The 14912-nt window shown below is 69.3% G+C and carries 11 protein-coding genes; 6 read left to right on the forward strand and 5 right to left on the reverse strand.

Features of this window, described 5'->3' with window-relative positions; genetic code table 11:
* Window positions 1–13: 13 nt before the first annotated feature.
* Window positions 14–1810, reverse strand: a complete 1797-nt coding sequence (locus ACFYPA_RS28465; protein WP_389134957.1) for a cellulase family glycosylhydrolase — start codon at window positions 1808–1810, stop codon at window positions 14–16.
* A gap of 554 nt (window positions 1811–2364) precedes the next feature.
* On the opposite strand from ACFYPA_RS28465, the gene ACFYPA_RS28470 reads away from it, so the two are divergent.
* The 5 genes from ACFYPA_RS28470 to ACFYPA_RS28490 all read left to right on the forward strand — a co-directional run bounded on the left by ACFYPA_RS28470 (window position 2365) and on the right by ACFYPA_RS28490 (window position 7376).
* A complete protein-coding gene (locus ACFYPA_RS28470) occupies window positions 2365–4278 on the forward strand; it encodes an NAD-binding lipoprotein (protein WP_389134960.1) in 1914 nt (637 codons plus the stop codon).
* A 319-nt stretch (window positions 4279–4597) separates the two neighbouring features.
* Window positions 4598–5857, forward strand: a complete 1260-nt coding sequence (locus ACFYPA_RS28475) for a cation:proton antiporter (RefSeq protein ID WP_359083024.1) — start codon at window positions 4598–4600, stop codon at window positions 5855–5857.
* A 124-nt stretch (window positions 5858–5981) separates the two neighbouring features.
* Window positions 5982–6584 carry a GPP34 family phosphoprotein gene (locus ACFYPA_RS28480; protein ID WP_359318037.1) on the forward strand — a complete coding sequence of 201 codons (603 nt, stop codon included), beginning with the start codon at window positions 5982–5984 and terminating at the stop codon, window positions 6582–6584.
* A 173-nt stretch (window positions 6585–6757) separates the two neighbouring features.
* The gene (locus ACFYPA_RS28485; protein WP_359083026.1) at window positions 6758–6928 is read left to right on the forward strand and encodes a hypothetical protein; all 171 of its coding nucleotides are present in this window, start codon (window positions 6758–6760) and stop codon (window positions 6926–6928) included.
* Window positions 6929–7154: 226 nt separating this feature from the next.
* Window positions 7155–7376, forward strand: coding sequence for a malectin domain-containing carbohydrate-binding protein (locus tag ACFYPA_RS28490; protein ID WP_359318040.1), 222 nt, complete (start codon window positions 7155–7157; stop codon window positions 7374–7376).
* A gap of 161 nt (window positions 7377–7537) precedes the next feature.
* Here the strand turns inward: ACFYPA_RS28490 and ACFYPA_RS28495 are convergent, their stop codons facing one another.
* Both ACFYPA_RS28495 and ACFYPA_RS28500 read right to left on the reverse strand, forming a co-directional pair.
* On the reverse strand, window positions 7538–8602 hold the full coding sequence (locus tag ACFYPA_RS28495; RefSeq protein WP_389134965.1) for a DUF917 family protein: 1065 nt from the start codon (window positions 8600–8602) through the stop codon (window positions 7538–7540).
* Between the two features lie 55 nt (window positions 8603–8657).
* Window positions 8658–10289 (reverse strand): OPT/YSL family transporter, encoded by a 1632-nt coding sequence (locus ACFYPA_RS28500; RefSeq protein WP_359318045.1) that lies wholly within the window; start codon window positions 10287–10289, stop codon window positions 8658–8660.
* 253 nt (window positions 10290–10542) lie between these two features.
* On the opposite strand from ACFYPA_RS28500, the gene ACFYPA_RS28505 reads away from it, so the two are divergent.
* A complete protein-coding gene (locus tag ACFYPA_RS28505) occupies window positions 10543–11325 on the forward strand; it encodes an IclR family transcriptional regulator (protein ID WP_359318048.1) in 783 nt (260 codons plus the stop codon).
* Window positions 11326–11841: 516 nt separating this feature from the next.
* Here the strand turns inward: ACFYPA_RS28505 and ACFYPA_RS28510 are convergent.
* Together ACFYPA_RS28510 and ACFYPA_RS28515 are read right to left on the reverse strand one after the other, a co-directional pair.
* Window positions 11842–12948, reverse strand: a complete 1107-nt coding sequence (locus ACFYPA_RS28510; RefSeq protein ID WP_359083030.1) for an SGNH/GDSL hydrolase family protein — start codon at window positions 12946–12948, stop codon at window positions 11842–11844.
* A 57-nt stretch (window positions 12949–13005) separates the two neighbouring features.
* Complete coding sequence (locus ACFYPA_RS28515; RefSeq protein WP_359318051.1) at window positions 13006–14835, reverse strand: FG-GAP-like repeat-containing protein; 1830 nt, start codon at window positions 14833–14835, stop codon at window positions 13006–13008.
* Window positions 14836–14912 lie beyond the last annotated feature (77 nt).

Consider the following 14912-nt stretch of genomic DNA (forward strand, 5'->3'; position numbering starts at 1 on the left):
GTGTCGCGCCCTGTCAGGAGAGGGTGCAGGTCACTGTCGGGACGCCGCCGGAGCCCGGCGTTCCCTGGAAGCCGAAGCTCGTGTGCGCACCGGGCGCGAGGCTTCCGTTGTACGGGGTGTTCGTGACGCCGACCGCGGGTCCGGTCTGGGTGTAGGCCGCGTTCCACATGTTCGTGACCTTCTGGCTTCCTGCCCAGGTCCAGCTCACCTTCCATGCGGCGGCGCCCGCGGTGCCCGTGTTGGTGACGGTCACGTCCACGCCGAAGCCGTTCCCCCAGTCTCCGCTGACGGTGTAGGTGGCTGTGCATCCACCGTTGCTGCCGGAGGTGCCGGCGGTGGTGGCCGGCACGGATGCGGAAGCCGCGGACGTGTTGCCCGCCGCGTCGCGCGCCCGGACGGAATATGCGTACGACGTCCCGGCCGTCAGACCGGAGTCCGTGTAACTGGTTCCGGTGGCTGTGCCGACCTTGACGGAGCCGCGGTAGACGTCGTAACCCGTCACCCCGGTGTCATCGGTCGCCGCCGTCCACGAGAGCGAGACCGAGGCGCTGGTGGTTCCGGTGACAGTGAGCCCGGCCGGAACAGAGGGGGCCTGTGTGTCGCCCCCGTCACCTCCGTCACCTCCGCCGCCGAAACCCGGGGCCTTGATGCTCGCCAGGTAGCCGTCCTTCACAGTGTCGACGGTCGCCCAGTCATCCTTGAGGATGCCCCCGGTGTCTCCGGAGTTGGGGTTCCAGGACCAGAAGGTCCAGGAGAAGCTGTCACCGCCGTACTGGCCCGTCGGCCGCAGGTACTCGGCCAACGCCTTCAGCCACTTCTGGTCGGTGACCGACTGGAGCGTGGTGCCGAACTCGCCCACCCAGACCGGCGCGATGTTCTGCTTGAAGATGTAGCCCCAGTACTTGTCCCAGACGCCGGGCATGTTGCCGGGGAAGGCCGCGTCGCTGAACCAGGGTTGCTGGGCGACACTGGTCGCGTAGTCGTGCGCCGAGTAGACCACCCGGTGCGCCACGTTCAGCTCCACCGGATACTGGCCGACGCCCATAAGGTTTCCGCCCCACCAGCCGGACACACCGTTGAAGGTCTGGACGCCCTCCACGAAGATCAGCAGCTCGGGGTTGGCGGACAGTACGGCGTTGCCGCCGCGCTGTGCTGCCAGCCGCCAGTCCTTCGTGGTGTCGCCGCAGCCCCAGCAGGCGGGATCGTGCGGTTCGTTGTGGAGGTCGATCCCGATCACGGCGTCGTTGCCGGTGTAGCGGCCGGCCAGGGCCTTGAGGTTGGCCAGCCAGGTGGCCTCCGGAACGGACGCGGTGTACCAGAGCGCCGACTGCCCTGCGGAGTCGGGCCGGTGCCGGTCCAGAATGACCTTCATGCCGACGTTGCCCGCGTGCTCCACGATCCGGTCCATCACGCCCAGCGAGTCGAGGCCCTGCAATTCGCTGTTCATGCCTGCGGAGTAGTTGATGCTCGTGGGCGCGGTGCCGGTGAAGATGTCGTCGCTGTAGGGCAGCCTGATGGTGTTGTAGCCCAGCGACTTCATCTGGTCGATCATGCTCTTGTAGTCGCGGGACCACAGGCCGTGCGGCACGTAGTTGGACGTCTCGAAACCGAACCAGTTGATACCGGCGACGCGGACCGGCCGGTTGGCGGCGTCCAGGAGCTGACGGCCGCTGGTGTGCCAGTAGCCGGCCCCCGGTGTGACGTCGGCGGCGGTCGCCGCCTGAACACCCGCGAGGGGGAGCAGGAGGGCGGCGGCGGTGATCGCGGCCGTTCTGACCGCGCGTCGGAGAACGCGGAGAGGGTGAAGCACGGTGCTGGGTCCTCTCTCGGGAGCAAGGTCCGTCGACACGCGTATGGGAGCGCTCCCAAATCCGTGTCGCGCACCCAGCCGCTGATGGTGGGAGGGATGGTGGCGTCGTGGACCATCGTCGCTTCCGGCCCGGGGCTGAACTCCGGTTGCCGGACGTGGAAGCCGATGGCTCGCGGCCCGGCGCCATAAAAGCGATAGAGCAATGGGCATGTCAATGGGCTGTGCAGTGTTCATCACTTGAAGGCGTGCTGTCCGGCCGCGCGCCGGCCCCGGCAACGGCCCGCAACAAAAACCGGGCGGCGACGAACCCGAGTCCGGCCTCGCTGCCGAGGACCGACCTGGCCGTGCGTCCTGCACGCTCGCACGACCCGCCACGGCCGTCTCCCCGGTTCTGATCCCTATCGGATGAAACGCCACCGGATACCCGTGTGGCGGAGGAGACGATTCCCCACGCTGCTCCTGTGTACAGGATGATCAAGGATCAGGGCCGGCGCCGAAGCGAGCACGGCGTCCGCGTGGGCAAGCAGAGACAGCCACCGAGCACACCGGCCTCCGTGTCACGCCCGGCGCGGGGGACGCCGCCGACACGGGCTCCCTTGTACGAGCGCGCCCGGTACTGGTTCGACAACACGTTGGCCAGGGGGGTGACCGTTCTCATCGGATGGCTTGCCGTCGCATGCCTTGCTGTCGTGGTCCCGGTGAGCGCGCTTCTGGTGTGGACGGACGACCGGGCTCCGGACACGGCACGCGCCAAGACGGCGGCGGTGTGGCGGAGCGTCGGGCAGACCCTCAGGCTGGGAGGAGAGGTCGGCTCACCGCTGCGCGTCATCCTGTCGGTCCTGCTGGCCCTGATGGCACTCTTCTACGTCTCCACCATCGTAGGTCTCATCACCACGGCGATCACCGAGGAGCTCATTGCCCTGAGACGTGGCCACTCCACGGTGCTGGAGAGCGGTCACACTGTCGTGCTCGGCTGGTCGGACCAGCTCTTCACCGTTGTGGCCGAGCTCGTCGCGGCCAACGCCAATCAGGGCCGGAGCGCCATCGCGGTCCTGGCCGACCGGGACGTGACGGAAATGGAGGAGGAACTGCGCACCGAGGTGGGGGACGCCGGCCGGACGAGGATCGTCTGCCGCAACGGACGCCCCACTGATCCGGCCGCGCTCGCGCGCGTCAGCCCGGCCACGGCGGACGTCGTCCTGATCCTGCCGCGTGACCATCCGGACGAGGACGCGGAGATCGTCAAGAACCTGTTGGCCTTGCGGACCGCGGTCGACGAGGAGAGCCGGGTGCGTACCGTGGCGGTGGTGCGAGATGCTCGATACCGCCTCGCCGCCGAACTCGCGGCCGGCCCGGACGCGGTCGTGCTCGAGATCGACGACGTGACCGCCCGGCTCGTGGCGCAGTGCGCCAGGCAGCCCGGCCTGTCCCTCGTCTACCAGGAGTTGCTCGACTTCGCCGGGGACGAGTTCTACGTCGTCGACGCCCCGGACCAGGCAGGCCGTGCTTTCGCCGAGGTGCTGAGGGCATGTCCCACGTCCAGCGTGGTCGGGGTCCTACGGGTGGACGGAACCCTTCACCTGAACCCGCCGGCCGCCTCGGTCCTGAGCCCGGGCGACCAGCTCGTCGTGATCGCCGAGGACGACGACACCACGGTCACCACCGACGAGCCCGCCGCATTCGACGAGTCGGTGATGGTGAACCGGGAAAGGACGCCGGCGCGCGCCGAACGAGTGCTTCTTCTGGGATGGAACGGCCGCGCCCGGCACATCGTCCGTCATCTCTCCGGCCATGTCGCTTCCGGTTCCGTCCTTCACGTCGTGGCCGACGGAGGTGAGAGCCTGGCGACGGAGGTACGGGCCGCCGCCGCGCAAGCCGCTCCTACGCTGAACGTCACCTTCGGTCCCGGTGACCCCACCCTTCCGGGCACGATGAGCGACGTGGACCTGTCCGCCCACGACGGCGTCATCGTGCTCGGCCCTGATCGCGGGCCCGGCCATGACTCACCGGACGACCGGACCCTGGTCACGCTGCTGCTCCTGCGTGACCGGGAGCGCACATCGGGAATCCCGGTCCGGGTGGTCACCGAGATGACCGACGACCGCAACAGAGCCCTCGCCCCCGTCGGCGTCGGCGCCGACTTCATCGTGAGCGGAAAGCTGGTCGGTCTTCTGATGGCTCAGATCTCACAGAACTGGCACCTCGCAGGCCTGTTCGCGGAACTACTGGCTCCGCACGGCAACGCGATCCACCTCAAGCCCGTCGGCGACTACGTACGTGGAGGGGAGCGGGCATCCTTCGCCACGGTCGTCGAGGCCGCCTCGCGCCGCGGGGAGTGCGCCCTCGGATACCGCAGTAGCGGCCTCGCACGCGTGGGGACCGATTACGAGGTGCGGCTCAACCCGCCCAAGGCCGAAGTCCGGTACTGGAGCGCGGACGACGAGGTGATCGTGATGGCTGAGCACTGACGTGGTGGCGGGGCACAGTCCGGTGCCACCGAGACCGGTGAACCGTACGAGGAGGCGGCCGCCCGGGAACGGGCGGCTGATGTGCTGCAAGTCGCGTGGCACGCCTGGCTCACCGAGCCGGAACGGGAGGCGCGGTCTCCACTGCCAGGTCATCGACCTGAAGGTCCACGTGCGCGTCTGCTGGGTGCCCGCTCGCGGGGGAGCGGGCGTGGATGCCGGGCAGCGGGGTATCCGGGTGTTTCTCCCGCCGCAACCTCAGTCAGCGTGACTGTCTCGTTCGTCTGCTTGCGGCCCGGAACGACAGAAGGGCTGGGACCGGATGACGTTGGCGCACGGCATATACATGGCAGCAGGCATTGGCATCCTTTTGGCCGCCGCCCTCCCTCCGGTGGTCCATCGACGTCCCTTTTCCCTGCCGATGGTGTTCCTCGTTGCGGGAGCGGCCATCGCTCTGCTGCCGCTCGACGTGCCCGTCGTGGACCCGGTACGTGACCGGGTCTGGGTCGAGCACGTGACGGAGGTCTGCGTCATCGTGTCGCTGATGGGCGCTGGGCTGGCCATCGACAGGCCGTTCGGATGGCGTGCGTGGGCAGGAGCCTGGCGCTTCCTGACCCTCGCCCTTCCGCTCACCATCGCCGCCATGGGGGTGCTGGGCTGGTGGCTCATGGACTGGCCTCCGGCGGTGGCCCTGCTGCTGGCGGCGGCGCTGTCACCCACCGATCCGGTGCTTGCCGCGGAAGTGCGGGTCGGGGAGCCCATCAGCGGTGAGGACGAGGCGGACGAAGAAGAGGTGCGCTTCACGCTGACGTCCGAGGCCGGTCTCAACGACGGTCTGGCCCTGCCGTTCGTACTCGCCGCCATAGCACTGGCGACCGCGGCCGGTGATGGCTGGTCCGCGGACTGGATCGGCCACTGGCTGCTCGTCGACGTACTGCTGAGGGCAGTCGTCGGGGTGATCGCGGGAGTGGCCGTGGGCCGCCTCCTCGGCTGGCTGTTCTTCCGCTCCCCCCGCGTTCGCCTTTCGCGACAGATGGAAGGTTTCACCGCGCTCGGCGCCACCTTCACCGCCTACGGGATCACCGAGTTGGTCCACGGATACGGTTTCCTCGCAGTGTTCGTCGCGGCCTGCACCATCCGGGCCGCCGAACGCAGCCACGGGTACCACCAAGTACTGCACGGCTTCAGTGAACAGATCGAGCGTCTGCTGACCGCTGTGCTGCTCTTCCTCCTCGGTGGCTACCTGGTCGCCGACGGTTTGTCGGTCCTCGGTCCGCGAGACGTTCTCATGGGGATCGCCCTCATCGTCGTGATCCGTCCGCTCGCCGGTGCTGCCGCCCAACTGGGGTTCCCGTCGGGGCGGCGCGAGCGAGCGGTCACGGCGCTGTTCGGCATTCGGGGGATCGGGTCGCTCTTCTACCTCGCGTACGCACTCGGGGAGGGGCCCTTCGCGCGGTATGCCGACGAGCTGTGGGCAGTGGCGGCATTCACGATCCTCGCCTCCGTGCTCCTGCACGGCACGACCGCCACGCCCGTGATCCGGTACCTGGACCAACGGCGTTCCCGGACCCCGCGGACATAGTCCCGGGTATTGGCGAGAGGGACCATACTGATGGTGACAGCCGCCTGTCCGCCGAGGGGTCACGCGCGTACCCGGTCCGGCTGGGCGGTACGTGTTTTTGTCGATGCCTTTGAGGGGGTCATCCATGACCACGGCGAAAGACCTGTTCATCATCGCCATGGATCCGGACCACTCCGTGGGACAGGGCGATCTGTCGCTCGCACTTGCGGGAGCCGAGCTGATCGATCTCGTCGGGGCGGAGGCGGTCGTGGTGGACGGCGACCACATCGTGCCGGGTGGATCCGCCGCGACGCCGGAGGACCGGCTCATGCGGGCGGCTGTGGAGGGGCTCATTCCGCGGGAGCCCTACGAGCGGATCGAGGACTGGCTGTGGCGCCGTGGCCGAGACCTCTCGGCCACGTACCGGGCGGCCCTGGAAGAGGACGGTGTGCTGACGCGGAAGCGAACAGGCCGGTTGCCCTTCGGGGCGGAACGTGTGGAACCGGCCGATACACCCGCGCGCACCCGGGCGGCCGAGCGTTGGGCGGAGAAGGAACCCGTCCTTGCCGCTCTGACCTCGGTCCTGGGCGTCGAAGACGCACGGTCCGACGACGAGCCCGGCTTCGACGACGAGGCGGTGACGACCGTGATGGCTGCCGTCCATGACGCGGTGATGGAGCTGGAAGCCGTACGTCAGAGGCGGAACATCGAGAACGCGGCCTTTGCCAACGTCTGGCGTGGGCCGTGAGCTCAGTCCGGGTGAGCCGGTGCGGCCGAGTCCGGTGGCGGGACTGACCGGCTGTCTCACGAGCTTGATCCCATCCGGTAGCCCCTTCGCCTGCTGCGAAGCCGTACGCCGGTCACCCGCCGGGCCCCCGCCCTCCGCGTGGCGTCGTCCGGCGGTCGTGCAACCAGCTCGCCGTGCGCGACGGCATGACGATCCGGTTGCGGCCCGAGGGCCACGCGGTCGTGTCCGGCACGGTGACCGACGCCAACGACGGCGAGCCGGTCACCGGCGCCACCGTCACAGTGTCGCCCGCGGCGGCACGGCCGTCGCCACCGCCGCCACCCGGGCCGACGGGGCGTACCTGACCCAGGTACCGGCGGCCGCGGCGGCCGACCACGGGTGCGGTTCGGGTGGACCAGGCGGCCGGCCGGCAAACTGGTCGTGCCGGTGGGGGAGCCCGGTGGGGGAGCGGCGCGAGCGTACGCCGACCCTCACCACGCTCGGCGCGTGCGGGCAGCAAAAGGTCTCGCTGACGTTCGACACCGCGGCCGCCAAGCCCGGCACCGTCTACTCTTCGCCGAGCCGGCGGGCGTGAAGCCGGGACAGCGTGTCTTCGACGTGACGGCCGAAGGCCTGGAGAAGGTCGCGGACGTGGACGTCCGGCTGGAGTCTGGCGGCGCCCGGACCGCGCTGTCCAGGACGTTCACGGTCAAGGTCACCGACGGCCGGCTGGAGGTGGGCTTCAAGGCGGTCACCGGCACGACGTTGGTCAACTCGATCCGGGTGACGCACCGCCCTGACCTGACGAGCTGATCCAGCACGTCGACAGGCGCACGTGGGCCCGCCCCGGCAACATTCCGTGGCGGGCCCACTGCGTCGTGCGGAGATCGTCGCCGCGTGTCGGTCGCCGAAGCCGGCGCCGAACGGGACTTCTGTGATGCCCGGTGGGAGACGGAACACCGGCCGGAGCCTGCTCAGGCATCGGCGAGGACCTGCGCGGCCGGGGCGAACTCGATACCGAGCAGTTCCTCCACCGGCGCGTACACCTCGGGCATGTACATCGTCCGGGAGAGCAGGAGGTTCTCGGCCGGGGCGACCAGGACGCTGACCTGCTTGCCGACCTCGATGTCGGCGGAGGCGAGCGGCTGCCCGGCCTCGTCGAACGTGGTGATCAGATCGGGGAACGACGCCCGGCGGGCACCTGCGACGTCGAGAGCCATGTACTCGTTGACGATGTAGAGGGTGGTGCGTGCCGCGTCGTCCAGAACCGCGACGCCGACGTCCAAGCCCTCCCGCTGCTCGCAGCGGTAGTCGCGCACCGTGCCGGTCACGGCGATCTCACCGCCGAGGTGCTGTGCGGCGCCGAGCACCCCGCCCGCCAGGAAGCGGCGGCCCAGTTCGATGGCGAAACCGATCGCGCCCGGTGCGCCGTGCCGCACCGCGTAGCCGACCTCGACGGGGTTGCGGGCGACGCCCACCCAGCCGCCCGCCTCGACGGATGCGCGCCGGACCACGTTCGACGTGGCCTCCAGACCGCCGGAGACGGAGCCCTCGACGTAGGCGTACGGCTTGCCGCCCGCGTAGCCCTGGGAGGAGAGGTAGTTCTCCTCCTGGTGCAGTCCCATCGCGCCCATCACGCTGGAGGGGTGGGCGCGGCCGTTGCAGGCCAGGTCGATGACGGGCAGGCCGGTCATCGCCGAGTGGAACCAGCCGTTGATGGTGGTCTCGGCGCCGTTCTCGTTCGTGTGGATCGCCACGAGCGGGCGCGGCAGGTCACGGCGGAGCAGTTCCAGGGCGCGCAGCAGGTGCGTGGGCAGGACCTGCGGATCGGGTGCCGCGGGGGCGCCGACCAGGGCCACCGTCGCGGTCAGGTCGTCGGCCGCGAACTCGTCGGCCGACCACAGCTCCGGCACACCGATCTGGAGCGCCAGTTCGGCGGTGCGCAGACCCCGCTCGACGAATCCGCCGCCGCCTCCGCCCAGCACGGCACCGCCGTACACGGCTGCGCGGATGTCGTCATGGGTCAACTGTCGCTTCACGGGAACTCCCAGGGTGGTTCTGTGCAGAGGGGCGAGAGGACGTACGGGCGTCCGGCTACTTGGCGGCCTTGAACACGCCGTTGCCGAACGAGTAGAGGGCGTCACCGGCGATCGCACCGCCGGCGAAGACCTCCAGGTCGTCCTTGGCCTTGGGGCCGAGGACGCGCGGGGCGAGGATGCGGACGGCGACGCCGGCGGCGACCATCCAGCCCGCCATCGGTGTGGTGATCAGCAGTCCGGTCGCGAGCAGGATGCCGAGCTGGCGCTTCGAGCCGCCGATCAGCTGCACGATCGCGCCGGGGATCGCCCACAGGGCGAGGTCCCGGGCGGTCTCCGCGGACGGGCCCGCCTTGATCGCGGCGACGTACGCGGCGTCGATCGGGGCGGTCTGCCCGTTGTCGAAGAACATCCGGTACGAGACCAGGACGACGACGATGGCGACGCCGAAGCCGATCATTGCGGCGATCAGCTGCTGACGGCGGCCCTCCAGCTCGAAGGCCGGGTCGGCGTTCTCGCCACGCAGCAGGTAGCCCGCCTTGAGGTCGTACCCCATGTCGGCGAAGGCCGGGCCGGTCGCGGCGGTGAAGCCGGAGAGCACGACGAGCGCCTCGGGCGGGAAGCCGATGAGGATGCCGAGCAGCAGGGTGATCAGGGCGATAGCGAAGGCGGGGAACCAGCCGGAGTGCATTGACGCGATACCGACGAGCAGTTCGTGCAGGAACGCGGCGACGGAGGCGTACAGGAGGAAGCCGATCAGCATGCCCGGGCTCATGTGCGTGGCGGCACCGGTGCCGAACGCCAGCAGGACCGAGATCACGAGGTAGGCGCCGAAGCCCAGCCGCATGGAGCGTCCCAGACGTCGGGCGCCTTCCGGTGCGCCTTCCGGTCCGGCGGTGCGGGTCTCGTCCGCCGAGGTGCGCCGGGCCTTGACGATGGTGAGGCAGACCTGGACCAGGGCGACCAGGCCGGCACCCATCATCATGCCGTGCGGCAGGTACATCCCGCCCAGGTCGAGGCCGAACAGCGGGTCGGCGTACTGGTTGAACAGCAGGCCGATGCCGAAGGCGGCCATGGCGCCGAGCCCACCGATCAGGGCCACGCCGAACGCCGACATGGGCAGCGTGAACGCGGCGCCGACCAGCCCGGTCAGCAGACCGAGGCCGAGCACCTTGGCGCGGCGGCCGCCCTCGTCACCGGCCTTGATGGCCTGAGCGGCGGCGAGCCCGGGCGGCCAGGGGTTCTTCGCGGGGAAGGCCGGGGTGTCGTACATCCGGTAGAGCAGCCAGGCATCGACCAGCATCGCGGCGGAAACCCCGATCAGCATCGGGATGATCATGTTGTCCATCCCGAAGAGGAACGGAATGCCGATCGGCAGGAACAGGCTGTTCGCGGCGCCGAACGTGGCCGAGGAGATGCTGGTCTGCGCGAGGTTCTGGGCGTGCACCGAGCGGAAGCCGCGGAACCAGACGAGCGGTACACGGGCCAGCGTCATCGCGGCCAGCGCGCCGATCAGCGAGGTGCTGGGGGTGACGCCGAGCGTGGCGAGCAACTGGACTCCCACGATCGCGCCGAACACGCTGAGCACCACCGTGAGGATCAGGTTGCCGGGGGCGAGGGCGCGGGGGTGGCGTCGGTCCTCACTCGCGGAGCGCGAGGTCTCTGCCTGGGGAGGGGCGTCAGTGCTCATGGGTCTTTGGTGCTCCCGTGCGGGTGAACGCCTTGTCAGGCGCCTGGAGAAGTTCTAAAATCTGGAACAGCATCTGAATATGTGGATATCACTGGATCATCCACATGGCGCAGTCCGCCGTCAAGATCCCGGCCGGGGTTCTCGGTATGTGGGCGGTGCCTACCCGTGGGCGAGGGGCGGTCACGAAGACGCGCGGGTGCCCTTTACGATCGGACGACACGACTCGGGGGAGCTCGGGGGAGGCGGGAGCACGGTGAGCACACTCGCCAACGCGCGCGATGTCCTGCGGTTGATGGCACGTCTGCAGCGCGATCTGACCGTGACGGACGTCGCGGGGGCACTGGACCTGCCCAAGAGCTCCGTGTCGCGGACGCTCAGCATGATGGCCGAATACGGCTTCCTCGACCGCGACCCGATGAGCCGCGCCTACCGACCCGGCGTACTCGTCATGGAGGCCTCGTACCACTTCCGTGCCTCGCGCAGCACGGCCTCCCTCCTGGAGGAGGAGCTGGCCAGGCTGGTCGCCGACATCGGGTACACGGGTTACGTGGACGTGCTCGACGGGTCGGAGTCGCTCGTGCTGCACATGAGGCTCGGAACGACCGGCGCCCTCCAGGCGTACACCCCGGCCGGCACCCGGGCGCCGGCCTATGCCAGCTCCATGGGGCGGGCGCTGCTCGCCCGCCTGGACGACGCGCAGGTGCTGCGACTCGTCGACGCGCGCCTCGAGCAGAGCACGGGCTCGGCGCCGCGCACCCCCGGCGAGCTGACCTCCTGCCTGGCCCGGGTCCGCGCCGACGGCTGGGAGTCCTCACGCGGTGAGTACGTACCGAACGTCGCAGGCGTCTCCGCCGCCGTGCTCGACAGCGACACCGGACAGATCTTCGGCATAGGCGTCGCGCTGCCCGCGCCCGAGCTGCACGACGGGAACGCGGCCCGTTTCGGCCGGGCGGTACGGGACGCCGCCCTGCGCGTCGGCAAGCGCATCGGCGACCCGTACTGGCTGCGGTACGTCGAGAGCGATACCGGCCGCTGAGGCGCTCTCGGCCCAGCAGGGGCAGAGCGGCGCGCCCACCACCGCGCCGGGCGTCGGGACAGGCACCGTCGCCGGCCGCGCGCAGCGCCCGACGGTGCCGAGACCCGCAGCCCATCCAGTCGAGCAGCAGTGCCTCCGCGCCCGCGTCGACAGGGCTGCGAGCGGCCGCGTTCAGACCCGCATCGTCTTCGGCGTCGGGCGAGACGTACGTGAACAGGGGGTGGTGGCCCGCCACTCCTCACACGCGCGGCGAGCGGTCACCGGGAGGATGTACCTCGATGGCTTCGGGCAGGTGACCGGTCGGTGAGCGGGGCCTGACCGATGGTCAAGGAGGTAAGCACATGCACGACACCTCGTCCCCGGGAGTTCCAGGTAATGGATGCAGGTCCAGAATCTAAGTAGTCGGCGGCGCCGGGTGCCCCAGGTGATCAAGTTGGCGAGCGGTAGGGCACGCAGGGGATTTCGGAGGCGGCGGGGGCAGCATTCTCCGGCCTGGCCCACGGGTGGCCATGTCCCTCACCATCCCATCGGCAGGCTCTTGACGAACACGGCAAGCCGGTCGGCGATCACCCGGTCGTCGTGAGCCGAGGTGTGCCCGTCACATCCGAGGAAGTCCAGGCCCGACTGATCGAGGAACCAGTAGTGGACCCCGCTGTCACCGGCGTCGTTGCGCGCCTCGACCACCTGCCGCACATGCTCGGCGTTTCTGTCGAAGCCGACGGCCACGAGGGTGGTCCCGGCACCGTTGCGAATCCGGATTTTCCGAAGGAACTCGCCGTAAGCGGCGCGGTAGGCGGCCGCCAGACTGTCGGGCGTCCACGGTTCACCGGGGGTGAGGTCGGAGAAGTCGTTGGAGCCGAGGTTGACCACCACGACCTGGGGGCGCCACGTCCCCGGGTTCTGCCAGACGTCGCCGTCCACGTTCAGCAGGGCGCGGTCGTAGTAGGTCCGGTACGTGACGTCCGGGCAGATACCGGCGACATTGCGCACCATGCCGAGGCCGGAGAAGCCGTTGATCTGGTAATCGGCGTCCAACTGCCGGGCGGTGAGGGCTCCGTGGCTCACGTCGCTGTTGGTGTTTCGCCCGACCTGCTCCGGATTGCAGTCCCGGGTCCCCGACACATTGCCGTAGCCCACCGTGATGGAGTCCCCGATGAACTCGATCTGGCGATCCCGGGGCGCCGGCTTGCCCAGTACGGCACCCCCGGGCGCGGCGACGAAGCCTCCGAACGTGCTGGTGTCCCCCGGGGTGTCGTTGCGTTTGACGACCCGGACCGTGTGCTCGCCGTCTTGCAGGCTGTTGATCCAGTGCGTGGTGTCGCCGGGTGTGACCAGGGTGGCGACGGTGACACCGTCGACCTGGACGTCGTAGTCGGCGGCCGCGCAATCGAGTATCACCCCGAGCCCGGTCCCGCGGAAGCGGCCCTCGAAATACACCCCGGGCCAGCTGAACTCCACCGTCTTCCCACAGTCCTTGACCCGCCCTGCGGTATGCACCTGCTCCGAGACGCTCTTCGCGGGGACCAGTTGCCTCAGCTCGTACCGCGAGCCCGCGTCCACCACGGCAGGCGCCGCCGGCCGCCTCCCGCGCCCCGCCTTCGGGTTCCCTTCTCTGAAAGTCATCAGCGTGCCATCTCTCCGGCCGGGAAATGTCCGGCCATGCGGTATGACGCCTTCCCCTCAGCGCATGGATTGGATCCAGCGCCAGCCACCCTCGCCGATCGAGACGGCTGGTCCGAAGCCGGTACCTGCCGCATCGCCTGGGCGAGACAGCAGGTCACCAGTGCTGGTGTCCTGGGGTGTGGTGGTGAGCAGCAGATCGGCGCGTCCGTCGTCATTGGTGTCCCCGACCGTACTGGCGAGAGGGTACTGGGTGCTCGGCACGGAGCCGATGAGAGTGGATGCGGGAAGCGCCTGCGCCCCGCCGGACAGGAACTGGCGAAGCTGCCCCTCTGCGGAACGGGCCCACAGATCCGCGCGGCCGTCCGTATTTACGTCGCCGGGGGCAAGGATCTCGGGCAGGTCGGCGGGCTTCCACTCCGGGCCTCCCAGAAGCACGGCGTTTTGCGGCAGCGTTGGGTTGGTCCCCACGCTGCCGCGGTGCAGGTAGAGGCCGTTGGCGCTGCGGCCCAACAGATCGGGTTGCCCGTCACCGTCGATGTCCCCCACGGCGAGGACGTCGGCGTGCGCCCAGCCGGTGTGGCGTTCACCCATCGGGATGCGGTCGCCGAGGTGGCCGAGGCCGATGTTCGGGTAGACCCACAGCTCGTCGCCGATCCGTGCGATGACGTCCTCGCGACCGTCGCCGTTCCAGTCGCCGCGGTGACTGACGTCGGCACCCGCGAAGCCGCTCCCGCCGATGATCTGGTACGGGGCGAAGTGTCCGTCGCCGAGCCCGGGGTAGAGCCGCAGCGAGCCGTCGTTCTGGACCGCGAGCAGATCCCGGATACCGTCACCGGAAAGGTCTCCGGCCACGGGCGACCGCTCCCGGAACGCCGCCGCCGAGCGGACCAGCAGGTGGTCCTTCACCTTGGTGAAACCAGTTTCCACGGTTTCGCTGCGCAGGTCGCGGAAATCCTGATGTCCGAAGAAGGCGAAGTCGAACTTCGAGACGTATTTCGTACCCGTCTCGTTGTCGACGAGAGTGGGAGCGCCGGAGCGGCAGATCGTGGCACCTGCCCCCTTGCATGCGTCCGTGAAGTACTGCTGGTCGGTGCCGTCTGCCTCGTCGAAGGACAGGGTCCCCGGACGGCCCGCATACACCGGATCCATGTGCGCGTAGTCGGGGCGGGCGTTGAAGTCGCCGGCCAGGATGACTGGCAGGCCGTTAGCCCAGGTCTCGATCCGCTCCAGCAGCTCCGGGGTGTCGTTCTTTGTGGCGTCGTCGCGCCGAAGGTGCGTACTGCAGGCCAGGACGGCACGCCCGTCGACCGGGGCCTTGGCACAGACCACCGAGCGCTTCTCCCCGGTGAAACCGGGCGGTGTCAGGTTCGCCGACATCCCGGTGACCTCGCTTGGCGGGGCCTTGATCAAAAGCGCCTGGCCGAAGCTTCTGTCGTCACCCCACTTGGAGCAGCCGTCCGAGGTCTGGGTGCTGGTCCATACGCCCGCGTAGCTGGGCAAGGCCTGCCGGAGTCGGTCGTACTGGCCCTTGCACATCTCCTGAAGCATCACCACATCGGTGTCCCAGTCGGTGATGTGACCCTGGAGGCCTTCGGCCCAGGCGATCGGGGACATGTCGCTCTGACACTTCGCCGCATACGCGCCGCAGACGTTGTACGTGATCGTACGGACCGGGGGTGTACCCGCCGGCGCCTCGGCAGACACGGCCGCCGTCGACGGCACGCTCGCGAACAGACCGGCGGCCAGAACGAACCCCGCGACTATGCCCCGAAGTGGTCTTCCCTTGGTCAACACATTGCCCGCCCTGGTGAGAATCAAGCAAAGAGGGAAAGGGTAGATCACGTCGTCGGCCCTTGCCGCGGGGAGATGCCGTACTCGGTGCGGCACAGCCTACGAGTGTGGGAGGTGATGAGGACCAGCGCATCCCGACTCCGGTCAGCCGGCCACCCGTTCCGGAGCAATCT

It is taken from the genome of Streptomyces sp. NPDC005775 (genome assembly GCF_042871565.1).
Classification (GTDB): domain Bacteria; phylum Actinomycetota; class Actinomycetes; order Streptomycetales; family Streptomycetaceae; genus Streptomyces.

Bases quoted from the DNA above. Each gene is read 5' to 3' on its own strand.
- ACFYPA_RS28475 (WP_359083024.1), top strand. From the start codon at position 4,598: ATGACGTTGGCGCACGGCATATACATGGCAGCAGGCATTGGCATCCTT.
- ACFYPA_RS28500 (WP_359318045.1), bottom strand. From the start codon at position 10,289: ATGAGCACTGACGCCCCTCCCCAGGCAGAGACCTCGCGCTCCGCGAGT.
- ACFYPA_RS28480 (WP_359318037.1), top strand. From the start codon at position 5,982: ATGACCACGGCGAAAGACCTGTTCATCATCGCCATGGATCCGGACCAC.
- ACFYPA_RS28510 (WP_359083030.1), bottom strand. From the start codon at position 12,948: ATGACTTTCAGAGAAGGGAACCCGAAGGCGGGGCGCGGGAGGCGGCCG.